The organism is Streptomyces macrosporus (assembly GCF_039533145.1).
GTDB lineage: Bacteria > Actinomycetota > Actinomycetes > Streptomycetales > Streptomycetaceae > Streptomyces > Streptomyces macrosporus.
Genome location: NZ_BAAASZ010000037.1, coordinates 56,633 through 77,703, shown reverse-complemented (window position 1 = coordinate 77,703; position 21,071 = coordinate 56,633). Strand labels below are relative to the sequence as shown.

General features: G+C 73.6%; 19 protein-coding genes. 4 read left to right on the top strand and 15 right to left on the bottom strand.

What is annotated here, in order from left to right; translation table 11 throughout:
• Positions 1-29 precede the first annotated feature (29 nt).
• Together ABD335_RS26210 and ABD335_RS26205 are read left to right on the top strand one after the other, a co-directional pair.
• Positions 30-1,232: a sensor histidine kinase gene (locus tag ABD335_RS26210; RefSeq protein WP_344328054.1), complete on the top strand. Its 1,203-nt coding sequence runs from the start codon at positions 30-32 to the stop codon at positions 1,230-1,232.
• Positions 1,229-1,912 carry a response regulator transcription factor gene (locus ABD335_RS26205; protein WP_344327936.1) on the top strand — a complete coding sequence of 228 codons (684 nt, stop codon included), beginning with the start codon at positions 1,229-1,231 and terminating at the stop codon, positions 1,910-1,912. Before ABD335_RS26210 ends, ABD335_RS26205 begins: the two co-directional genes overlap by 4 nt.
• On the opposite strand, the gene ABD335_RS26200 is transcribed toward ABD335_RS26205, so the two are convergent.
• The 15 genes from ABD335_RS26200 to ABD335_RS26130 form a co-directional block, all read right to left on the bottom strand.
• Positions 1,876-2,511 (bottom strand): carboxymuconolactone decarboxylase family protein, encoded by a 636-nt coding sequence (locus ABD335_RS26200; RefSeq protein ID WP_344327934.1) that lies wholly within the window; start codon positions 2,509-2,511, stop codon positions 1,876-1,878. The genes ABD335_RS26205 and ABD335_RS26200 overlap by 37 nt on opposite strands.
• Positions 2,512-2,635: 124 nt before the next feature.
• Entirely contained in the window at positions 2,636-4,057 is a 1,422-nt protein-coding gene (locus ABD335_RS26195) for an NCS2 family permease (protein ID WP_344327932.1), read from the bottom strand.
• A gap of 229 nt (positions 4,058-4,286) precedes the next feature.
• Positions 4,287-5,366, bottom strand: coding sequence for a pectinesterase family protein (locus ABD335_RS26190; RefSeq protein ID WP_344327930.1), 1,080 nt, complete (start codon positions 5,364-5,366; stop codon positions 4,287-4,289).
• On the bottom strand, positions 5,363-6,709 hold the full coding sequence (locus ABD335_RS26185; RefSeq protein ID WP_344327929.1) for a pectate lyase family protein: 1,347 nt from the start codon (positions 6,707-6,709) through the stop codon (positions 5,363-5,365). The genes ABD335_RS26190 and ABD335_RS26185 overlap by 4 nt, the downstream gene beginning before the upstream one ends.
• 78 nt (positions 6,710-6,787) lie before the next feature.
• Positions 6,788-7,663, bottom strand: coding sequence for a rhamnogalacturonan acetylesterase (locus tag ABD335_RS26180; RefSeq protein ID WP_344327927.1), 876 nt, complete (start codon positions 7,661-7,663; stop codon positions 6,788-6,790).
• Between the two features lie 130 nt (positions 7,664-7,793).
• The gene (locus tag ABD335_RS26175) at positions 7,794-9,140 is read right to left on the bottom strand and encodes an ABC transporter substrate-binding protein (protein ID WP_344327925.1); all 1,347 of its coding nucleotides are present in this window, start codon (positions 9,138-9,140) and stop codon (positions 7,794-7,796) included.
• 113 nt (positions 9,141-9,253) lie between these two features.
• Positions 9,254-10,801, bottom strand: coding sequence for a glycoside hydrolase family 43 protein (locus ABD335_RS26170; RefSeq protein WP_344328051.1), 1,548 nt, complete (start codon positions 10,799-10,801; stop codon positions 9,254-9,256).
• 56 nt (positions 10,802-10,857) lie between these two features.
• Entirely contained in the window at positions 10,858-11,745 is an 888-nt protein-coding gene (locus ABD335_RS26165; protein ID WP_344327924.1) for a DUF6807 domain-containing protein, read from the bottom strand.
• Positions 11,742-12,995, bottom strand: coding sequence for a Gfo/Idh/MocA family protein (locus ABD335_RS26160; RefSeq protein ID WP_344327922.1), 1,254 nt, complete (start codon positions 12,993-12,995; stop codon positions 11,742-11,744). The genes ABD335_RS26165 and ABD335_RS26160 overlap by 4 nt, the downstream gene beginning before the upstream one ends.
• Positions 12,995-13,903: a carbohydrate ABC transporter permease gene (locus ABD335_RS26155; RefSeq protein WP_344327920.1), complete on the bottom strand. Its 909-nt coding sequence runs from the start codon at positions 13,901-13,903 to the stop codon at positions 12,995-12,997. The genes ABD335_RS26160 and ABD335_RS26155 overlap by 1 nt, the downstream gene beginning before the upstream one ends.
• Positions 13,900-14,838: a carbohydrate ABC transporter permease gene (locus ABD335_RS26150; protein WP_344327919.1), complete on the bottom strand. Its 939-nt coding sequence runs from the start codon at positions 14,836-14,838 to the stop codon at positions 13,900-13,902. The genes ABD335_RS26155 and ABD335_RS26150 overlap by 4 nt, the downstream gene beginning before the upstream one ends.
• Positions 14,839-14,939: 101 nt before the next feature.
• Positions 14,940-16,685, bottom strand: a complete 1,746-nt coding sequence (gene araD / locus ABD335_RS26145) for an L-arabinonate dehydratase (protein WP_344327917.1) — start codon at positions 16,683-16,685, stop codon at positions 14,940-14,942.
• Positions 16,682-17,632 (bottom strand): dihydrodipicolinate synthase family protein, encoded by a 951-nt coding sequence (locus ABD335_RS26140; RefSeq protein WP_344327916.1) that lies wholly within the window; start codon positions 17,630-17,632, stop codon positions 16,682-16,684. The genes araD and ABD335_RS26140 overlap by 4 nt, the downstream gene beginning before the upstream one ends.
• Positions 17,629-18,300, bottom strand: coding sequence for a GntR family transcriptional regulator (locus ABD335_RS26135; protein WP_344327914.1), 672 nt, complete (start codon positions 18,298-18,300; stop codon positions 17,629-17,631). The genes ABD335_RS26140 and ABD335_RS26135 overlap by 4 nt, the downstream gene beginning before the upstream one ends.
• Before the next feature lie 236 nt (positions 18,301-18,536).
• On the bottom strand, positions 18,537-19,748 hold the full coding sequence (locus tag ABD335_RS26130) for a hypothetical protein (RefSeq protein WP_344327912.1): 1,212 nt from the start codon (positions 19,746-19,748) through the stop codon (positions 18,537-18,539).
• A 429-nt stretch (positions 19,749-20,177) separates the two neighbouring features.
• Here ABD335_RS26130 and ABD335_RS26125 point away from each other — a divergent pair, with 429 nt between their 5' ends.
• Both ABD335_RS26125 and ABD335_RS26120 read left to right on the top strand, forming a co-directional pair.
• Positions 20,178-20,450: a GlsB/YeaQ/YmgE family stress response membrane protein gene (locus ABD335_RS26125; protein ID WP_344327911.1), complete on the top strand. Its 273-nt coding sequence runs from the start codon at positions 20,178-20,180 to the stop codon at positions 20,448-20,450.
• 97 nt (positions 20,451-20,547) lie between these two features.
• Positions 20,548-21,071 (top strand): TerD family protein (locus ABD335_RS26120; protein ID WP_344327909.1); only part of this gene is annotated, 524 nt, incomplete at its 3' end.

Here is a 21,071-nt window from a genome sequence, read left to right as displayed (position 1 = left end):
TCCATCTGCTGCTGGGCGGCGCGCTGCTGATGCCGTACTTCCTGGCGGCGACGGTCGTGTTGAGCGTGGCCGTGCCCGACGCCGACCCCTTCCGCCACCTCGGTTGGCAGTTCGCGGCCTACGGGCTGTCCCTGCCGGCCGTCGCCGTCACCGCCCTCTTCCCCCTGGCGAGGACGTTGGAGGGCGCCGCCGCCCGGGCGCTGTGCCGGGTGCCCGGCGAGCAACCGGTCTCCGCGCCGGCCGACTCGTGGGCGGCCCGGCGGCGCACGGCGGTCTGGTCCACCCTCCACGTCGGCCTGGGCGCGCTGGTCGGCGGGGCGACGCTGGCCGTCCCGCCCGCGGCGGCGGTGCTGGTGGCGCTGCCGTTCTCCGAGCGGCTGCGGGAGGCGGGCCGGCCCCGGTACGCGCTCGGGACCCCGCTGTGGACGGCTCCGATCGCCGGGGTCGTCCTGCTCGCCGCGCTGGTGGCGGCGGCCTGGGCGGCCGGCGCCCTGCTGGCCCGCTGCGCCCCGGTCCTGCTGGGCCCCACCCCGGCCGACCGGCTGGCCGCCGCCGAGGCCCGGGCCGCCGCCCTGGCCGCCCGCAACCGGCTCGCCCGCGAACTCCACGACTCCGTCGGCCACGCGCTGAGCGCCGTGGCCCTCCAGGCGGGCGCGGCCCGTACCGTGCTCGACTCCGATCCGGCCTTCGTCCGCCGGGCGCTGGCCGCGATCGAGGAGACCGCCCGGCGCACCACCGGCGACCTCGACGCCGTCCTGGGGATGCTGCGCGACGGCGAGGAGCCCTCCCGCGCGCCCGCCGGACCGACCCTGGCGGAGTTGGACGACCTGCTGGAGCGCACCCGCGCGGGCGGCGTCCCGGTCGCCCTCACCACCTCCGGGACGCGGCGGGAACTCCTCGACGCCCTGCCCGAGACGGTCTCCCGCGAGGCGTACCGCATCGTCCAGGAGGGCCTGGCCAACGCGCTGCGGCACGCGGGCCGGGTGCCCGTCGCCGTGTCCCTCGGGCCCGACGACGGCTCCCACGACGGCTCCCCCGACGGAGAGTTGGTGATCACCGTGGAGAACCCGGTGCGCGCCGGGAGCGGCCCGCGCCGCCCCCGGCCCGGCGGCGGCGCGGGACTGCGCGGAGTGGCGGAACGGGCCGCGGCGCTGGGCGGCTCGGCCGAGGCCGGCGTGCGCGACGGCCACTGGCGGCTGGCCGTCCGCCTCCCCCTGCGAGGCCACCGGTGAACGGGGCGGAGGGCGGGGCGGGCCGACCGCTGCGGATCGTCCTGGCCGACGACGAACTCCTGGTGCGCACCGCGCTGCGGGCCATCCTCGGCGCCCAGGCCGACATGGAGGTCGTCGGCGAGGCGGCGACGGGCGCCGAGGCGGTCTCGGTCGTGCGCGCCCGGCGCCCGGACGTCGTCCTGATGGACGTGCGGATGCCCGAGGTGGACGGCATCCGCGCCACCGAACTGCTGCTGGAGGCGATGGAGGACGAGGCCCCGCGGATCGTCGTGGTGACGACCTTCGAGAACGACTCCCACGTCTGGGACGCGCTGCGGGCGGGCGCCGCGGGCTTCCTCCTCAAACGGTCCGCCGCCGAGGAACTGGTGGCGGCCGTACGGCTGGTGGCCCGCGGCGACAGCCTCCTCTTCCCCGCCGCCGTGCGGTCCCTGGCCGCCCGCCGCGCCCCGACCCACGACGGGCGGGGACCGGGGGCGCGGCTGACCGGGCGGGAGGCGGAGGTGCTGCGCCTGATGGCGCGCGGCCTGTCGAACGCCGAGATCGCCGCCCGGATGGCGGTGGGGGCGGCCACGGTCAAGAGCCACGTGGCCGCCGTCCTCGCCAAGCTCGGCGCCCGCGACCGCACCCAGGCGGTCGTCGCCGCCTACGAGAGCGGCTTCGTCACGCCCGGCCCCGACTGAGCCCCCGAACGGGCCGACGCCGACTGAGCCCCCGGACGGGCCGACGGCAGCGGCGGCACCTCGCAGCGGTCCGAGAACCCCTGCCCGACCAGACCGAAGGCGCTGTTGATCCGCGACCGCAGGTTCTCCACGGCGACCATCGCGGTCAGCTCCACGAACGCCTCCTCGCCCAGCCGTCCGATCAGCTCCCGCGCCATCCCGTCGGTGACCTCCGGCTCGGTGGCGGTCATCGCCTCGGCGTACTCCATGACCTTCGCCTCCAGGTCGGTGAAGAGGTCGCGGTGCTCGCGCCAGACGGGCACGTGCCGGACCTTCTCCATCGGCAGCCCGAGCTCCTGGGCCTCCCAGTGGCCGAAGTCCAGGCACCACGAGCAGCCGATGCGGGCCGCGGACGCCATCACGGCGAGGTGCTTCAGGGCGGGGTCGAGCGCGTTCCACCCGGCGACGCTCCGCTCGAAACGGACGTAGCCGGTCAGCACCTTGCGGTGGTGGCCGAGGGCCTTCCCCGGGTCGAGGACCCTGCCGTACCTGCGGCGCGAGTACCACTCGCCGACGCGCAGGACGAGACCGCGGGGCGGATCGAGGGAGATGCGGGCCATGGTGTGCCTCCTGGGGGTGGTGGTCTTCCCTTCTCACCCCTGGGACGGATCGCGACCGGCGTTCCGTGACATCCCGCGGCTCCACGCCCCCGACCCGCGGGCCCACGGGCCCGCGGAACGCCGCTCAGCTCACGCCCAGGAACCGCTCGATCGGGTCGATGGCGAAGTAGACGACGAACAGCCCGGCCACCACCCACAGCAGCCAGGGCACCTCGCGCGCCTTGCCGGCGACGGCCTTGAGCACCGCGTACGCGATGAAGCCCGCGCCGATGCCGTTGGTGATGGAGTACGTGAAGGGCATCACGGCGATGGTGAGGAAGGCCGGGACGGCGATCTCCAGGTGCGTCCAGTCGATGTTCCGCACCTGGGCCATCAGCAGGAAGCCGACCGCGATCAGGGCGGGGGCGGCGGCCTGGGCGGGGACGATCGTGGCCAGCGGGGTGAGGAAGAGGGCCAGGGCGAACAGGACGCCGGTGACCACGTTGGCCAGTCCGGTGCGGGCGCCCTCGCCCACCCCGGCGGCGGACTCGACGTAACTGGTGTTGGACGAGGCCGAGGCCGCGCCGCCCGCGACCGCGGCGAGCCCGTCGACGAACAGCAGCCTCCCCAGGTGCGGCACCCGGCCCTTCTCGTCCAGCAGCCCGGCCTCGCTGCTGACACCGACCGCCGTGCCCATGGTGTCGAAGAAGTCGGTCAGGAAGAGCGTGAAGACCAGCAGCACCACCGTCAGGGTGCCGACCTGCTCGACCGCCCCGAGCAGGCTGAACTCCCCGACCAGCCCGAAGTCGGGGAACGCGACCACGTCGTCGGGGATGGCGGGCACGGTCAGCCCCCACCGCTCCGGGGGGAGGTCGGCGATCTCGTTGACGACGACGGCGACCACCGTCATCGCCACGATGCTGACCAGGATGGCGCCGTTCACCCCGCGGACCAGCAGCGCGGTGGTGAGCAGCACGCCCAGGCAGAAGACGAGCACGGGCCAGCCCGACAGGGTGCCGTCGTCGCCGAGCTGGACGGGAACCGAGCCGGTCTCGCCGGGGACGCGGGTGGCGAAGCCCGCGTCGATGAAGCCGACGAAGGCGATGAACAGGCCGATGCCGACGCTGATGGCCTGCTTCATCTGCTGCGGGACGGCGTGCATGATCGCCTCCCGCACGCCGGTGGCGACCAGGAGGCAGACCACGATGCCGGAGAGGACCACCAGGCCCATCGCGTCGGGCCAGCTCATGGTGGGCGCGATCTGGTAGGCCACCAGGGCGTTGATGCCGAGGCCGGCGGCGAGCGCCAACGGCATGTTGGCGGTCAGCCCCATCAGCACGGTCATCACGGCGGCCACCAGCGCGGTGACGGTGACGAGCTGGGCGGCGGAGAGCTGGTGGCCGAACTTGTCCTCGGCGCTGCCCAGGATGATCGGGTTCAACACCAGGATGTAGGCCATGGCGAAGAACGTGGTGATGCCGCCGCGCACCTCCCGGCCGACGGTGGAACCTCGTTCGCTGATCTTGAAGAACCGGTCGAGGACCGGGGGGACGGGCGGTGCGGACATGGCGCTCCTCGATGGTGCGGACGGTGCTGCGGAGGGGCGATGGTGCCCATCCGGCGGTTCCCTCGGGTCGAACCCTTGTAACGGATCGCGTGGCGCGGGAAGGGTTTCCCCGCCGCACCGGGGAGTCGCGGACGCGCGGGAGGAGGCGGGCGGGGGACGCACCGGAACGCCGCGCCCGCCCGGCGCGGGGCCGGGCGGGCGCGGGTCCTCTCGGCGCCCCCGCTGTCCCTCAGCGGACGGCGGGACGCCAGCCGTCGAGGTAGACGGCCGGGGTGTGGTCGGCGGCCTCGGCCGCGGTGAGCCGCGGCCGGTTCGCGGGATCGGTGACGGCCGCGCCGGGCCCGCGGTTGGCGTACTCCCGGAAGAAGAAGCCCTGCCAGGGGTACTGCTCGCGCATGTTCGCGTACGGCGCCTCGGCGTCGATGCCCGCGCCGAGCACGCTGTCGCGGACCACCAGGCGCGGGTGGGCGGTCGGGTCGCTGCCGGGCACCCACGGCCGGGCCAGCTTGTACGCGCCCGCCGGAGCGGTGGTGGTGAACCGGCAGCGGTGGGCGAGGTACCCGCGCCGGGTACCGGCCGCCGTCGACGGGGCGAAGACGAACCCGTACGGGCGGAAGTCCACCTCCCGGTCCAGGGTGCGCAGTTCACAGCCGTGGAACACGGCGGTGGCCCGACCGAAGACGAAGTCCACGTCGCCCTCCACGTGGCAGCGGTGGAAGTACTGCCGGGCGGTGAGCCCCACGTCGCGGGTGTCGGCGTAGAGGGTGTCCTGGTGGCCGAGGAAGCGACAGCGGTCGAACAGCGAGCGGTCGCCCATCACCTTGATCGCCACCGCCTGGGTGCCGTTGGTGATCTCCGGGTGGTCGGCGCGGAGCCAGTCGTTGGCGAAGGTGATCCGCCGGGCGGTGAACCCGTCGGGCCGGGCGGTGACCGTGGCGCTGCCGGAGGTGCCGTGGGTGCCGGAGCCGTCCGGCTTCGGGGTGCCCGCGGCGTTGTCGTAGACGATCACGGTGTCGCGCGGGTCGCCCGTGCCGCCCAGCAGGGTCAGTCCGGTCTTGGTCTCCGGGATGTGCACCGTCTCGCGGTGGACGCCGGGGGCCAGGACGACGGTCCAGGGCACCTCGGGGTGGTCGGGGGTGGCGTCGACGGCGGCCTGCACGGTGGTGAAGTCGCCGCCGCCGTCCCTCGCGACGGTCAGCCGGGGGCCTTCCCCGCGACCGGCGGGCCGCGCGTGGGCCCGTCCGGCCAGGGCCAGGGAGAGGGCGGCGCCGGTCCCGGCGAGGAGGGCGCCGCGGCGGGTGGTGCTCACTTCCGCCCCTTTCCGTCCCCGACGCTCGATTCGCCGGCCCCGGCGTGCCGGTCCACCAGGTGCGGGACGGCCAGGGGGTGGTGGACGCGGGGGCGCAGGGTGGGCGTCCAGCCCGCGTCGTCGCCCAGGTCGCTGTCGGGGTTGGCGGCGTTGTGGGCGGCCAGCAGGTCCACGTACCGGCCGTTGACCCGGTTGCCGTTCTCCGTCATGGAGGTGCCGGGGGTCCACTGGCGGATGGTGTCCGCCGGGGCGATGCCCTTGTGGAGGGTGAAGGCGTTGTACTCGGCGACGAGCGCGGCCTCCTTGCCGATGCCCCAGGTGTAGCCGTACGCGGCGTCGGCGTTCTGCTTGACGTGGTTGTTGTAGAAGTCCACCTTGCCGAAGCGCACGCGCGGGGCGCGCTCGTTGACGTCCTCGAAGAGGTTGTGGTGGAAGGTGGTGCGCAGCTTGCCGCGGTCGTCGGCGGTCGCGCCGTCGCTGTTGCCGATCAGGATGGTCTTGTCGTGCTCGGTGAAGACGTTCCAGCTCACCGTCACCAGGTCGGCGCCGCGCACGATGTCCAGCAGCCCGTCGTGCTGCTGGAAGAGCTGCCCGAAGTAGCGGGGCTGGGCGCTGTCGGGGCGGCGGCCGTCGGTGAAGGTGTTGTGGTCGAGCCAGACGTGGCGGGAGCCGTACACCACGACGTTGTCGTACTCGGAGTTCCAGGCGCCGTTCTCGCCGTCGGTGGGGTCCCACTGCGGGAAGCAGTCGTAGGTGTCCTCGAAGGTGATGTTGCGGACGATGACGTTCTCCACGCCCCGGATCTGGAGGCTGGCGCCGAGGATGGTGGCGTCGTCGCCCACGCCGATCAGGGTGGTGTTGGAGCCGACTTGGAGTTTGACGCGCTTGCTCTGCTCGGCGGCGGAGGCGGCCCGGGCGTCCTCCAGCGGGCCCGAAGGCTCGACCTTCCCCCAGGTGGCGGGGTCGTACGCGTCGAGGTACTTCTCCAGGGTGTAGCCGTCGCGCCGGTAGTCCTCGCAGGTGAGCGGGGTGCCCTGGTCGTCGGCGTTGCCGTGGATCGTGCCCTTGACCTTGATGATCTTCGGGGTGTCGTCGCCGCCGTTCAGCGCCGCGGCCAGCTCGGCGCGGTTGGTGACGGTGAAGACGTGGTCGGCGTCGGCGGCCGCGCCGCCGGTGGTGCCGCCCTCGATCGAGGCCCAGCCGTCGCCCTTGGGGAGGACGGCGCGGGCCGCGTCGCCGCCGGGGCGCGGGGTGGCCTGGGCGGGGACGGCGAGGGTCGCCAGGGCGAGCGAGGCGCATCCGGCCAGGACCGCGACACGCGCTTGGCACACTTTTCTTTGCACTGCGACTCCTTCGGGGAACGTGGGCAGGGGTTCGGTGACGGATGGGGCGGGAAGACGGCGGACGGGCGTGGCGGGGCGTCAGCCGGCCGGCCGGGTGATCACGCTCTCCGGGACGGCGTCGTCCAGCCGTCGGACGGTGCCGGGCGGCAGCAGCCCGGACTCCTTCAGACCGCGGGCGACCATGCGGGCGACCTCGATGGCGCCGTGCGGCCGGAAGTGCGTGTCGTCCCGTTTGCCGGCGGGGTGGTTCGGGTGGTCGTCGGGGGCGAGGTGGAGGAAGATCTCCAGGGTTCCGTCCGGGCCCAGCCGGTCCCATGCGGCGAGGCTCACGGCCTGGACGTCGATCAGCGGTACGCCCTCGGCGGCGGCGAGGGCGCGCATCGCCTCGGGGTACTCCCCGTGGGTGGGCCTGGCGTGTCCGTCCGCGTCGAAGCGGCGCCTCTCGACGGGGGTGAGCAGGACGGGTCGGGCGCCGCGTGCGCGGGCGCCGTCGAGGTAGCGGCGCAGGTACTCCTGGTGGGTGGCGAGCGAAGCGGGACGGGGGTCCCCCCGGACGGAGTCCGGGGGAGGGTCGGTGCCGCGGATCGGGTCGTCGGTCTTCTCGTCGTTGTGGCCGAACTGGACGAGCAGCAGGTCGCCCGGTCCGATGGCCTCCAGGATCGGGGCCAGACGGCCCTCGTCGTGGAAGCTCTTGGAACTGCGGCCGTTGACCGCGTGGTTGGCGACCGTCCGGGAGCGGTCCAGGAAGATCGGCAGGGCCATGCCCCAGCCGGTCTCGGGGGCGGCGTCGGCGGTCTTGGGGGCGGCGGTGGAGTCGCCGGCGATGTACACGGTGCCTCCGCGTCCGGGTCGGCCGGGGCGGCCGGGTCCGTGGGCGAGCGCGGTGTTGGCGCCGGTCGGGGCGAGCGGGAGCGCGGCGAGCGCCGCGGCCGCGTGGCGGCGGGTGACGGGCACGGGATACCCCCTCGGTTCGGTTACCGGGTGCGGGCCGGGCGTGCGTGCGGGTGCGGCGGGGCGGGTGCGGGCCCGCCCCGCCGCGGTGCGCCGCCGCGGCGGTCCGCGGCGGGGCCTGTCGTCGGGCCGGTCAGCCCCGCTGCTCCTGCCACTCCGCCTGGGCCTCGTTGAGCCGCTCCGCCAGGTCGTCGGCGAACTCCTTGGCGGTCATCTGGCCCAGGAGCAGCTTCTGGAAGTTGGGCTCGGTGTCGGCCTTGCTGATGCTGTTCCAGTCCGGCAGGTAGTACGGCAGCTGGACGATCCTGGTGTCGGGGTCGTCCAGCGACTCCATGGCCGCCTGGGTGGGCTTGGCCTTGGCGATCCACTCGTCGTCCGCGGCGTCGGTGTGGGCGGGGATGGCACCGGCCGACTCGTTCCAGAGGCTGTTCATCTCCGCCGACGCGGCGAACTCGATGAACTTCCAGGCCGCGGCCTTGTTCTCGCCGGCCTTGAACAGGCCGAGCCCGTCGACCGGGTTGGAGACCATGGTGCGCGGGCCGCCGTCCTCGGAGGGCGGCATCGGCAGGCCGTCGATCCTCTCCTCGCCGAACGCCTTCACGTGGTCGGTGTAGGAGCCCAGGTTGTGCTGGAGCATGCCGACCTCGCCGCCGGTGAAGGTGGCGACCATCTTGGTGAAGTCGTTGTTCAGGTCGGCCTTGGGCGTGACCTTGTTGTAGAGGGCGGCGTACTTCTCCAGCGCCTCGACGTTCCTCGGGTCGTTGACGGTGGTCTTGTCGCCCTTCCAGAAGCTGTCGATGCCGGACTGGGCGTACATCATCTCCAGCGCCTGGGCGATGGAGCCCGCGCCGCCGCGGATGGTGAAGCCGAAGCGGTTGTTCCCCTTGTCCGTCAGCTCCTCGGCGGCCTCGTAGAAGTTCTCCCACGTGGTGGGGGGCTCCAGGCCGGCCTTGTCGAACAGGTCCGTGCGGTACCACAGCACGCCCTGGTTGGCGGAGGTCGGGACGGTGAACAGCTCGCCGTCCTCGCCCCCGGCGGCCTCCACGCTGTCGATCATGCCCTTGACCAGCTTGCCCTTCAGCGGGCTGTCCTCGATCCGATCGGTGACCGGCTCCAGCGCCCCCTGGGCGACCATGTTGGCGAGGTAGGCGGTGCCGACCATGCCGACGTCCGGCAGGCTGTCGCCGCCGCCCTGGATGGCGGTGTCGTACTTGGACTGCACGTCGGCGATCGGTATGCCGACGTACTCGACGTCGATGTCCGGGTTCTCCTTCTCGAACGCGGCGATGATCTTCTTCCAGACGTCGGTGCGCACGCCACCGTTGTTGTCCCAGAAGACGATCTTGCCCTTGCCGTCTCCCTCGCTGCCGGTCTCGGTGCCCGAGCCGCCGCAGGCGGTGGCGGTGAGGGCGAGGGTGGCGCTGACGCCCAGGGCCAGCAGGGAGCGGGCACGGGCTCTGCGGCTGATGTCTGCGTTCATCGTCGGCTCTTCTCTCGGTCGTGCGGTTGCGTGGGTGTTCCGGAGTGTGCGGTTCTTCCGTGTGGGCGGTCGGGTCCCCGTCCCTGGGACCGGGGGCTCGGGCGGTGTCGGGGTCAGGTGACGCGGAATCCGGTGAAGGCGGCGGTCCCGGCCGGAGTGCCGCCCGGGGGCGCGGCGGCGAACAGGCCGAGTTGGGCGCCGACCCAGCGCCAGGGGGTGGCGGCGAAGGGCCGGCCGGAGGGGAGGAAGTCGGTGTCCTCCCCCGTGCGGGCGGAGAAGTGACAGCGCGCGCCGGGAAGGATCGCGACGCGCAGGCGCGCGCGGCCGTCCGGAGCGGGCCGGGGGTGGGCGGCGTCCCGCTCGTGTTCGGCGACGGACTCGGCGAAGCGGTGCACCAGACGGACCCCGGAGGCGTCCCGCTCCAGTCCGATCCAGGAGAACGCGTCGCCGAGGACGGCCAGTCCGGCCTTGGCGCCGGGCTCGTCGCTGTCCAACCGCAGCTCGACCTCGACCGTGCACGGGTCGCCGGGCATCCGCTGGACCAGCACGTTGGGCAGCCTGCGCAGGTCGTGGGCGTCGGGGGTGCGGCGGCAGACCAGCCGGAGCCCGTCGCCGGCGTGGGCGACCGTCCAGCCGGGGCCGGGGTTCCCCGCGTCGGAGGCCGAAGCGGGGTTGCCCGTGTCGAAGACCGGCGGAGGATTGGCCGTCCAGGACCACTGGCGGCCGAAGCGTCCGCCGGGGAAGTCGTCGTCGCGGGCGGGGACCGTCGTCTGCTCCACGGGGACGGGCCCGGGGTGGGCGGCGACGGGCTCGCCGTCGTTCCCGATCACCGGCCAGCCCTCCTCGTCCCAGCGCATCGGCTGGAGGTGCACCACCCGCCCGTAGGGGCCGCGGTGCTGGAAGTGGAGGAACCAGTCGCCGCCGTCGGCGGTCCGCACCCACGCGCCCTGGTGGGGGCCGTTGACGTCCGTGCTCCCTTGTTCGAGCACGACGCGCTCCTCGTAGGGGCCGAAGACGTCCCGCGCTCGGAAGGCGCCCTGCCAGCCGGTCTCCACTCCGCCGGCCGGGGCGAAGATCCAGTACCAGCCGCCGTGCCGGTAGAGCTTGGGGCCCTCCAGGGTGAACCAGCCGGGCAGCGCGTCGCCGTCCACCACCGTGCGGCCCTCGTCGAGGAGTTCGCGGCCGTCGGGGCTCATCCGGTGGCCGGTCAGCCGGTTCTTGATCCCCGAGCGGGACTTGGCCCAGGCGTGCACCAGATAGGCGCGGCCGTCGTCGTCCCACAGCGGGCAGGGGTCGATCAGTCCCCGGCCGGCCTTCAGCAGGTGCGGTCTGCTCCACGGGCCGCGGACGTCCTCGGCGTTGACCTGGTAAATGCCGTGGTCGGGGTCGCCCCAGAAGATCCAGAAGCGGCCCGCGTGGTGCCTGATCGACGGCGCCCACACCCCGCAGTCGTGGCGCGGCGCGGTGAACGCCTGCTCGGGCTCCAGCCGTGGGAGGGCGTGGCCGACGATCCGCCAGTTCACCAGGTCGCGGGAGTGCAGGATCGGCAGCCCGGGGGCGCGGCCGAAGCTGGAGGCGGTCAGGTAGTAGTCGTCGCCGACGGCGATGGCGTCGGGGTCGGACCAGTCGGCGTTGAGCACCGGGTTGCGGTACACCGGCACGCCGCTCCCGGGCGCCGGGGGGCCGGCGGGGGCGGTGGGGGTCCTGGGGAGGGCCGTCACGCGGTCGTCTCCTCTCCGGTGAGGCGGGCGGCGATCCGGGCGGCGGCCGCGCGGTCCAGCCGTCCGTCGGCGACCGCGGTGACCACGCGCCGGACGACCGTCCCGCCGGGCGGCAGCGGCAGTCTGCGGTCCCAGGCCAGTGCGGAGCCCACGCCCGGGTACTCGGCGGCGCGCACGAACCACGGGTCGTGGCGGGTGGCGGCGTCCGCTCCGACGAAGACCAGCGTCCAGGCGTCGGAGGCCATCGCCAGCCAGGGCGCCGGCGAGCCGTGCACCGCCTCCTCGCCCTCGGCGTCGGCGGTGAACACCTCCGGCGGGCGGGGGCCGATCGGCGGGCGCCAGAAGAAGCCGCCGTAGCCGGCGCCGGGACGGCCGTTGGTGGCCGGGCTGCCGACGGACAGCGCCTCGTCGCGGGCGTTGACCAGTTCGGTGGTGAAGTCCAGCGCCCAGCAGGTGCCGTCCAGGGGCCGGGCGTCGACGGTGCGGCGCTCGGTCAGCAGCCGGACGCCGTCGCGCTCCCAGGCGAGTTCCTCGGTGAAGCCGTCCTCGGCGCGCCGCAGCCACGCCAGGTGCCGCTGGTGCCCGTGGTTGTCCAGCTCGGTGGGGCCCCGGCCGCGGACGAAGGTGCGTCCGCCCCAGAAGTTGGTGCCGGAGACGTCGGGGACGGCCATGCCCACCCCGAGGTGGTGCACGTGGTCGGCGGGCCGCAGTTCGGTGACGACCGTGCCGCCCAGGGTGCGGACGGGGTGGAGGTAGGGACGGGGGGACTCGCGCTCGGCCAGGCGGGGCCGGTGCTCGTAGCGGGCCACGGTCCGTCCGGCGCAGCGCAGCACCACGGCCTCGTCGGCGGCGGGGTCGGCGGCGGCGGTGCGGGGTTCGGTCATGCTCCGGTCCCCTCCCCCGCCGACTGCCCCACCCGCTGCCCCACCGGCACCGCGGGCACGGCCCAGGGGACGTGCGGGCCGCCCGCGGCGGACAGTTCGGAGTACAGGGCCAGTCGCTCGGCCCCCGCGGCGACCAACTCGTCGACGCCGGTGACGATCCGCCGCGCGGCGCCGTCGCCGGCACCGGGCTCGACGCGCCAGGCGTCCTCGGGCAGCCGCCGCGGTTCGGGGGCGGTGCGGACGGCCTCCACCAGCCGCATGAAGGCGCCGGTGCGCTCGGGCGGCACCAGCAGCTCCTCGCCGTCGACGAGGTGGGCGACGAGGTTGCGCAGCAGGTCGGTGCGGGCGTGCTCGGTGGTCTCCGGCGCCCGTCCGCGGCGCTCCAGCCGGACGCGGTCCTGCTTGTACCAGAAGGTGACGCGGCCCTCGGTGCCGTGGACGACGACGTACGGCTCGCCGGGCCGCTCGGCGCACAGCGTCACGGCCGCGGTGATCTCGCCCGTCCCGCCGTCGTGCGCGGTGCGGACGCGGACGCAGGAGGTGTCGTCGGACTCGATGGCATTGGCGCGGTACAGCTCCAGCTCGATGTCGGTGACGTCCTCGGCGCGGTCGCCGCCGTCGATGCGCAGCGCGGTGGCCACGGCGTGGGCGAGGGGGTTGGTGAGCACGCCGTCCACCACGTCCCGACCGTCCAGTCTGCGCCGTCCGGCCCAGGGGGAGCGGGTCCAGTAGGCGTGGTCGCGGGCCCACGCCCCGGCCGCGCCGATGCCCCGCACCTCGCCGATCGCGCCGTCGGCGATCAGCTCGCGGATGGCGGTGACGGCGTGCGAGCCCAGGGACTGGAAGCCGATCTGGCAGGCGACCCCCGCGGCCCGCAGCCCGTCGACCATCCGCTCGAACTCCGCGTACGAGGGCGCGGGCGGCTTCTCCAGCAGCACGTGCGCGCCCCGCTCGGCGGCGGTCAGCGCCAGGTCGACGTGGGTGTGGATCGGGGTGCAGATCACCGCGACGCGCGCGCCGGTGCGCTCCAGCAGGGCGGCGAGGTCGGCGGACTGCTCGACGTCGCCCAGACCGGCCGACTCCTCCTCGGCGAGGGGGTTCGTCTCGCAGATGCCGACCGGTTCGACCAGGCCCTTCTCGGCGAGGCGACGGATGTTGTCCAGGTGCCAGCGGCCGTGGCCGCGGGCGCCGGCGAGGACGACGGGCAGGGGGGTGCGGACGGGCGGGGGAACGGGGGCGGAGGATGTCATCAGCCCTTCACCGCCCCCGCGCTGAAGCCGGTGATCAGCCACTTCTGGATGAAGGCGAAGATGATCACCACGGGCACCGCGGCGACCACACCGCCCGCGGCGAGCGCGCCGAGGTCCACGCTGTCCGCGCCGATGAGGGTGTTGAGGCCGACCGGGATGGTCTGCTTGTCCTGGGAGGAGAGGAACATCAGGGCGAACAGGAAGTGGTTCCAGCTGTGCACGAAGGCGAAGGAGCCCACCGCGATCAGCCCGGGCCGCAGCATCGGCAGCACGATGGCCAGGAAGGCCCGCAGCCGGGAGCAGCCGTCCACCCAGGCGGCCTCCTCCAGCGACTCGGGGACGTTCTTGATGAAGCCGCTGATGAGGATCATCGACAGCGGGAGCTGGAAGACCGTCTCCGCGATGATCACGCTCCACAGGGAGTTGATGAGCTGGAGGTTGCGGAAGGTCTCGAACAGCGGGACGAGCATCAGCGCGCCGGGGATGAACTGCGAGCACAGCAGCGCCAGCATGAACGCGTTCTTCAACCGGAACCTGAAGCGCGCCAGGGCGTAGCCGCCGGCCAGCGCCACCACCGTGGTCATCACCATCGAGGCGATGCCGACGTAGGTGCTGTTGAGGAAGTAGGTGCCGAAGCTCCGCTCGTTCCAGACCTTCTCGAAGTGTTCGAGGGTGATCGGCCAGGGCACCAGCGAGGTCGAGCCGGCGGGGCGCAGCGCGAACAGCAGCATCCAGTAGAACGGGATGAGCGTGAACAGCAGGTAGAGCCCCAGGGGGAGGAAGATCTGCCAGCGCGGCGGCCGGTCGGCCGGCCGCCGCCGGCGCGTCCTCCCCTCGGCCGGAGGCGGGGTCTCGCCGTCGGCCGGGGCGGGCACGTGGGTGCCCTTCTCTGCGAGTGCGGCGGTCACTTGTCGTCGCCTCCGAACTTGCTCAGGCGCAGGTAGAGGATCGAGCAGAACAGGAGGATCACGAAGGCCACGGTGGTCAGCGCGGAGGCGTAGCCGAAGTCGTGGCCCTCGATCCCGGTGTTGGCGACGTAGAGCGGGAGCGTGGTGGTCACGCCCGCCGGGCCGCCGCCGGTGAGGGTGTAGAGCAGGTCGACGTTGTTGAACTCCCACACCGCGCGCAGCAGCGTGGAGAGGATGATGGCGTCCTTCAGGTGCGGCAGGGTGATGTGCCAGAACTGCCGGAAGCGGCTCGCGCCGTCCACGGAGGCCGCCTCGTACAGGTCCTTGGAGACGGACTGGAGGTCGGCGAGGATGAGGATCGCGAAGAAGGGGACGCCGCGCCAGAGTTCGGCCAGGACGGCCGCCCAGAAGACGGTGCCGGTGTCGGAGAGCACCGAGGTGCCGTACTCGCCGATGCCGACGTCGGCCAGGTAGCGGCTCAGGCCGGTGGAGGGGTTGTACAGCAGGATCCAGATGGTGGTGGTGAGCACGCCGGACACGGCCCAGGGCGAGAAGACCAGGGCCCGGGCGATGCCGCGGCCGATGAACGTCTGATTGACGATCAGCGCGAGCGCCAGACCGAAGACGAGCTGGAGGGAGACCTCCGCGACGACCCACTTGGCGCTGAAGGCGAGGGTCTGCCAGAACAGCGGATCCTCGAAGAAGATCTCCCGGAAGTTCTCCAGACCCGCGTAGCCGTTCCGCCAGGGCTTGGTGACGTTGTAGTGCTGGAGGCTGTAGTAGAGGACGCTGAGCATCGGGTAGGCGATGAAACCCAGCATCAGCAGGCCGGCCGGTGCGATCAGCACGTACGGCAGCCTGCGCTTCCCTGACGTGCCCGGGGTGCCTGATTTCCCTGGCAGGGCGCGCTTCTTCGGCACGGCGGTGAGGGCCATTGCCGGGGCTCCGTTCTGTCGTCGAATGACTGTCGAACGTCGTTCGAGATGTCGGTGGGGATCGTGGGACGCGTCGCGTGGCGCGACGGTGCGGGCGCGGGTCAGCCCGCGTAGGGTTCGGGGACCTCGCCGGGACGGGCGAGGAAGGCGAAGTCGCAGCCGGTGTCGGCCTGGGTGATGTGCTCCTCGTACAGCGCCCCGTAGCCGCGTCCGTAGCGCGCCGGCGGCGGCTGCCACGCGGCGCGGCGGCGTTCCAGCTCCGCGTCGTCGACCTCCAGGCGCAGGGTGCGCTCGGCCACGTCCAGGGTGATCGGATCGCCGGTCTCCACCAGGGCGAGCGGGCCGCCCACGTGCGACTCGGGGGCGATGTGGAGCACGCAGGCGCCGTAGCTGGTGCCGCTCATCCGGGCGTCGGAGAGACGGACCATGTCGCGCACGCCCTGCTTGAGCAGGTGGTCGGGGATGGGCAGCATCCCGTACTCGGGCATGCCCGGTCCGCCCAGCGGGCCGGAGCCGCGCAGCACCAGCACGCTGTCGGCCGTGATCCCCAGCGCGGGGTCGTTGATGGTGGCCTGCATGGTGCGGTAGTCGTCGAAGACGACCGCGGGGCCGGTGTGCTTGAGCAGGTGCGGCTCGGCGGCGATGTGCTTGATGACGGCGCCGTTCGGGGCCAGGTTGCCGCGCAGGACGGCGATGCCGCCCTCCTTCGCCAGGGGGTTGTCCACGGTGCGGATGACGTCGTCGTCGTGGACGAGCGCGCCGGCGATCTGCTCGCGCAGCGTGTCGTGGGCGACGGTGGGGCGGTCCAGGTGGAGGAGGTCCCGCAGCCGGGAGAGGAAGCCGGGCATTCCGCCCGCGTAGTGGAAGTCCTCCATCAGGTGCTTCCCGCCGGGCCTGATGTCGGCCAGCACCGGTGTGGTGCGGGCGATGCGGTCGAAGTCGTCCAGGGTGAGGTCCACGCCCGAGCGCCCGGCCATGGCGATGAGGTGGATGACGGCGTTGGTGGAGCCGCCCAGCGCGCACACGCACGTGACGGCGTCCTCGTACGCCTCGCGGGTCAGGACGGTGGAGAGCCTGCGGTCCTCCCACACCATCTCCACGATCCGGCGCCCGGCCGCCGCGGCCATCCGGGCGTGCCCGGAGTCGACGGCGGGGATGGAGGACGCGCCGGGCATGGTGACGCCCAGGGCCTCGGCGGCGCCGGTCATGGTGGAGGCGGTGCCCATGGTCATGCAGTGGCCGGGCGAGCGGGCCAGTCCGCACTCCAGCTCGGCCATCTCGCAGTCGCCGATGAGACCGGCGCGCTTGTCGTCCCAGTACCGCCACATGTCCGTGCCCGAGCCCAGGGTCCGCCCGCGCCAGTGGCCGCGCAGCATGGGTCCGGCGGGGACGAAGACGGTGGGCAGGTCGACGCTGGCCGCGCCCATCAGCAGGGCCGGGGTGGTCTTGTCGCAGCCGCCCATCAGCACCGCGCCGTCCACGGGGTAGGAGCGCAGCAGCTCCTCGGTCTCCAGGGACAGCAGGTTGCGGTAGAGCATGGGGGTCGGCTTCTGGAAGGTCTCCGAGAGGGTGGCGACCGGGAACTCCAGCGGGAAGCCGCCGGCCTGCCACACCCCGCGCTTGACGGCCTCGGCGCGCTCGCGCAGGTGCTGGTGGCAGGGGTTGATGTCGGACCAGGTGTTGAGGATCGCGACGACCGGCTTGCCCAGGTGCTCCTCGGGGAGGTAGCCGAGCTGACGGGTGCGGGCGCGGTGGCTGAAGGAGCGCAGTCCGTCGGTGCCGTACCACTGGTGGCTGCGCAGCTCCTCGGGGGTCCGGCGGGGCCGGGGGGTGGGGTCGACCGTCATATCAGCCCCCACTCGCGGACGATCCCGGCGACCTTCTCGCGCTGCTCCGCGGAGAGCGTCCTGCTCGGCGGGCGGACGTCGCGGCGGCACAGGCCGAGGACGGCCAGGGCCTCCTTGACGACGGAGACGTTGTTGGCCGACTGCCGCTCGGCCCGCAGGTCCTCGAAGGCACGGATCTGCTCCCACACCTTCATCGCGGCGGCGAAGTCCCCCTCGCGCAGCGCCCGGAGCATCTCGACGGACACGCTCGGGGCGACGTTGACCAGGCCGGAGGTGAAGCCGGTGGCGCCGCAGGCGAAGTAGGCGGGGGCGTACAGCTCGGCCAGGCCGGCGACCCACACGAAGCGGTCCAGCCCGGCGTCGCGGGCGAAGGCGGCGAAGCGCGCGGCGTCCGGGACGGCGTACTTGACGCCGATGACGTTGGGGCACTCCTCGCCGAGCCGGGCGAGGGAGGCGCCCTCGACGAGGGGGTTGCGCAGGTACGGCACGACGCCCATCTCGGGCACCGCCTCGGCGATCGCGCGGTGGTAGTCCACCCAACCGCCCTGCGAGACGTAGGGGTTGACGGGCTGGTGGACCATCACCATCCGCGCCCCGGCGTCGCGGGCCTGCTCGGCGGCGGCGATCGCGGTGGCCGGGTCGTGTCCGACGCCGACGACGACCTCGGCCGTCCACCCGTCGCCGGAGGCGGTGTTGTCGGCGGTCCCGGCGGCCTCGGCGACCTCGGCCATGGTCAGCTCCACCTCCAGCCGCCGCTCCTCGGGGGTGAGGGAGTAGAACTCGCTGGTGTTGCCGTTGGGGGTGACGGCGCGGACCCCGGCGTCCAGCAGCCGGCGGACCAGGGCCCGGTAGGCGTCCGCGTCCAGGCGGCCCCGCTCGTCGAACGGCGTGACGGGGATGGCCACGACGTCGGCGAGAGCGGCCCGTTGGGGGGAGAAGTCCGTCATGCCTGACCTTTCTCGTTCTCCTCGGCCGGGAACGCCCGGCGGACGAATCCCTCGATGTGGTCGTGCAGCAGTCGCGCCGCGCCGTCGGCGTCGCCGTCCAGGGCCCGGGCGAGGATCTCCCGGTGCTCGGCCGCCTCGCGCTCCCAGGAGGGCTCGGCCTCCCAGGCGACGGTGGAGACCAGGGCCGCCTGGTCGCGCAGGTCGTCGAGCATCCGCGCCAGCAGCGGGTTGCCGCAGGGCAGGTAGAGGGCGCGGTGGAAGTCCCGGTTGGCCAGCGACCGATCGGCGCGGTCGGCGGCGGCGTCGGCCCGCTCCAGCGCGGCCCGGGCGCCGGCCAGGTCCGCCTTCCCGGTGACGGTGCGGCGCAGCGCCTCCGGCTCCAGCAGCAGCCGCACGTCGTAGACCGAGCGGGCCATGGCGGCGTCCACGGTGCGGACGGTGGCGCCCTTGTACTCGCTCATCACGACCAGCCCGCGGCCCGCGAGGGTCTTCAGCGCCTCGCGGACCGGGGTCTTGGACACGCCGAACCGCGCGGCCAGTTCGGTCTCCACCAGGGGCTGCCCCGGCGGGAGTTGGCCGGTGAGGATGGCGTGGGTCAGGTGCTCCATGACGTACTGCGTCCTGGAGGGGACGGGTACCGGCGCGACACCGGTCAGGGGGGCTCTCATGCGGGGCGGCTCTCAGGTCGGCTCTGGCATACGACAGCGCGTCATATACGGCGTCTCGTATATGACGTATGACGTACGACGTGCGGTGGGAAGAAACTAGGTCGGCCCCCGTACTCCGTCAACGGTTCCGACAGAACTTTCGGGGGCCGATTTGAAAGCGCTTACTTCACGTTACGGGTGGCGCGCCGACGGTCGCGCGGCTCCGGGCGCGCTCCGCCGGGTCCCGGGCGAGCCGGTCAGTCGAGCCGGGAGAGGGCGGCGCGGACCGCCTCCAGATCCGCGGTGGAGGCCAATCCGGCGTGGTAGAGGCGGAGTTCGTCGGCGCCCGCCTCCCGCGCGTGCGCGGCGTCCTCCGCCAGCCTCTCCGGACGTCCGCCCATCCCCGTCACCACCGTCAGGTTGGCGGCGAGGACGGTGGCGGGGGCGCGGTGCGGGCGGAACGGCGCGAGCACCGCGGAGCGTTCGGCGTCGTCCCCGGTGCACGGCAGCACCACCCCGTCGGCCTGTCCGAGCACCTCGGCGGGGTCCACCCCGACGTTGGCGCCGCAGCGGTGGGGGGCGGGGTCGGCGTGGAGCAACACCCGGAACTCCCCCGTCCGTCGGGCCTCCGCTTCCTTCCGGACGGCCTCCACGACCTCGCTTCGGAAAGCGCTCGCCATCCGGTTGCGCCAGGTTGCCGCCACCTCCGCCCACTCGGCTCCCAGCAGTTCCTCGACCGTCTCCCACTCCTCGTCGCGCCCCGCGGCGGCGTCCGCGCGCTCGCCGCTCCACAGCGGTTCCAGGGCGTCCGCGACGGCGCGCCGCAGCCGCCCGGGGTCCGCGCCGAGCGAGGCGTAGCCCGCCTCGCAGGCCGAGCAGAAGCACAGCGACATCAGGTACTGGCCGGCGCCGCCGAGCCGCACCCCGCCGACCTTGTCGTGGGCGTGCAGGTGCGCCAGGCCGTACCAGCCGCAGGACTCCAGCTCCGTGCCGCGCGCGCCGGGCCGCACGGCGGACTCGGCGGCCAGGGCGGCGGCGTAGGCGCGCACCTCCTCCCGGGCGATGCAGGGCGCCCAGGGGTAGCGGTCGCCGTAGGCGTTGCGCACGGACGTGTCGGGGTGTTCGGCGCCGAGCCGGGTGTTGTGGGCGAGGATCACCCAGGAGTGGACCTCCAGCCCGGCGTCGGCGAGCGCGGCGGCGGCCTCGCCGAACGGATCGTCGCCGGCGACCCAGTCCTGGGCGTACGGGCGCAGCTCCCGCCCCTCCCAGCGGGCCGGGTCCACCGGGTGGTACACGGCGGAGTGCCGCGCGGTGACGATCCGGTGGCGCGGATGGCGCGGGGTGAGCGCCCGGGTGGAGTGGTAGGCGGAGGCGAGGGTGACCTGGTGGACCCCGAGGTCGGCGATCCGGCGCGCGGCGTCCGGGTCGCCGACGACGTCCCAGGGGTAGACGAAGGCGGAGGCACGCATCGGCAGCTCCTTGACGGGTGGGAATCGGATGCGGAGGACGGGCGAAGCGTAGAGCAGGCGACGAGCCGGTGGGCAGAGCTCCGAGCCGCCGGCGTTCGTTCACCATGTTGAAAATGGTCCGTGGTGCCGAACTCAACCGGATGCCCTCCGCGCCGGTTCGACCGGATCGATCCGTGTCGCGGTGCCCTCGGCCGGGCAGGACGAACCCCCGACCTGTTCTCGTATGCGAACGCTTTCCATGGGGAGGAACCCCGCCGACCGCCTCCTCGGGCGCCGATCGGGCGGCCTCCCCGGCTCGTCGACGCGGTGCGGCGAGAGCCCGGCCCGTCCCCCGGCGCGGACGCCGGCCACCCGGCCGGACCGCGCCCGGAAGTCCGCGCGAGCGGGCATGATGGTCCCCGATCGATCATCGACGGGGAGGGGTTCACCATGGACGTCGTCAGCTGGCTGATCCTGGGGCTGGTCACGGGCGTCGTGGCCAAGGTCCTGCTGCCGGGCCGGGACCCGGGCGGGCTGGTCGGCACGACGCTGATCGGCATCGCCGGGGCGTTCGTGGGCGGTTGGCTGTCGGCGACCTGGCTGGACCGCCCGGTGGAGCGGGACTTCTACGACCCGGCGCTGTGGGTCTCCGCCGTCGCGGGCGCGCTGGTGCTGCTGATCGCCTACCGTCTGCTGTTCGGCCACTCGCGTCCGCCCCGCTGAGCCCGGAGCCCCGTCGGGCCCGTCCCGGCGACACGCCGCGACGGGAAGGTAATGGAACCGCAAAGCGCCGCCGTCCGTTAATCGGACCATGACTGCGATGACCCCCGGTTCCAACCTTCCCCTGTCCGCGACGCGCGTGGCGGTGGACGTCACCGCACCGGTACGGCTCGACGTGTCGGGCCTGCTGCTCGGCGCCGACGGCAAGGTGCGCTCCGACGACGACTTCGTCTTCTACAACCAGCCCACCGGGCCCGGAGTGACCCACGGCAGCGCCGGCGGCGCCGACACGATCACCGTGGACACCGCGGCGGTGCCCGCCGACATCGAGAAGGTCGTGGTGACGGCCAGCCTCGACGCTCCAGGGGCGACCTTCGCCGGGACCGAGCCCACCGCGACCGTCCGGGACGCCGCGAGCGGCGCGGTGGTGGCCACCTTCACCCCGCCCCGGCTGGGGCCGGAGACGGCGCTGGTGGTCGTGGAGATCTACCGCCGGGGCGGGGCGTGGAAGGTGCGGGCGGTCGGCCAGGGGTACGCCAACGGGCTGGCCGGGATCGCCACGGACTTCGGGGTGACGGTGGAGGAGCCCGCCTCGCCCACCACCGCCGCGCCCACCACCCCCGC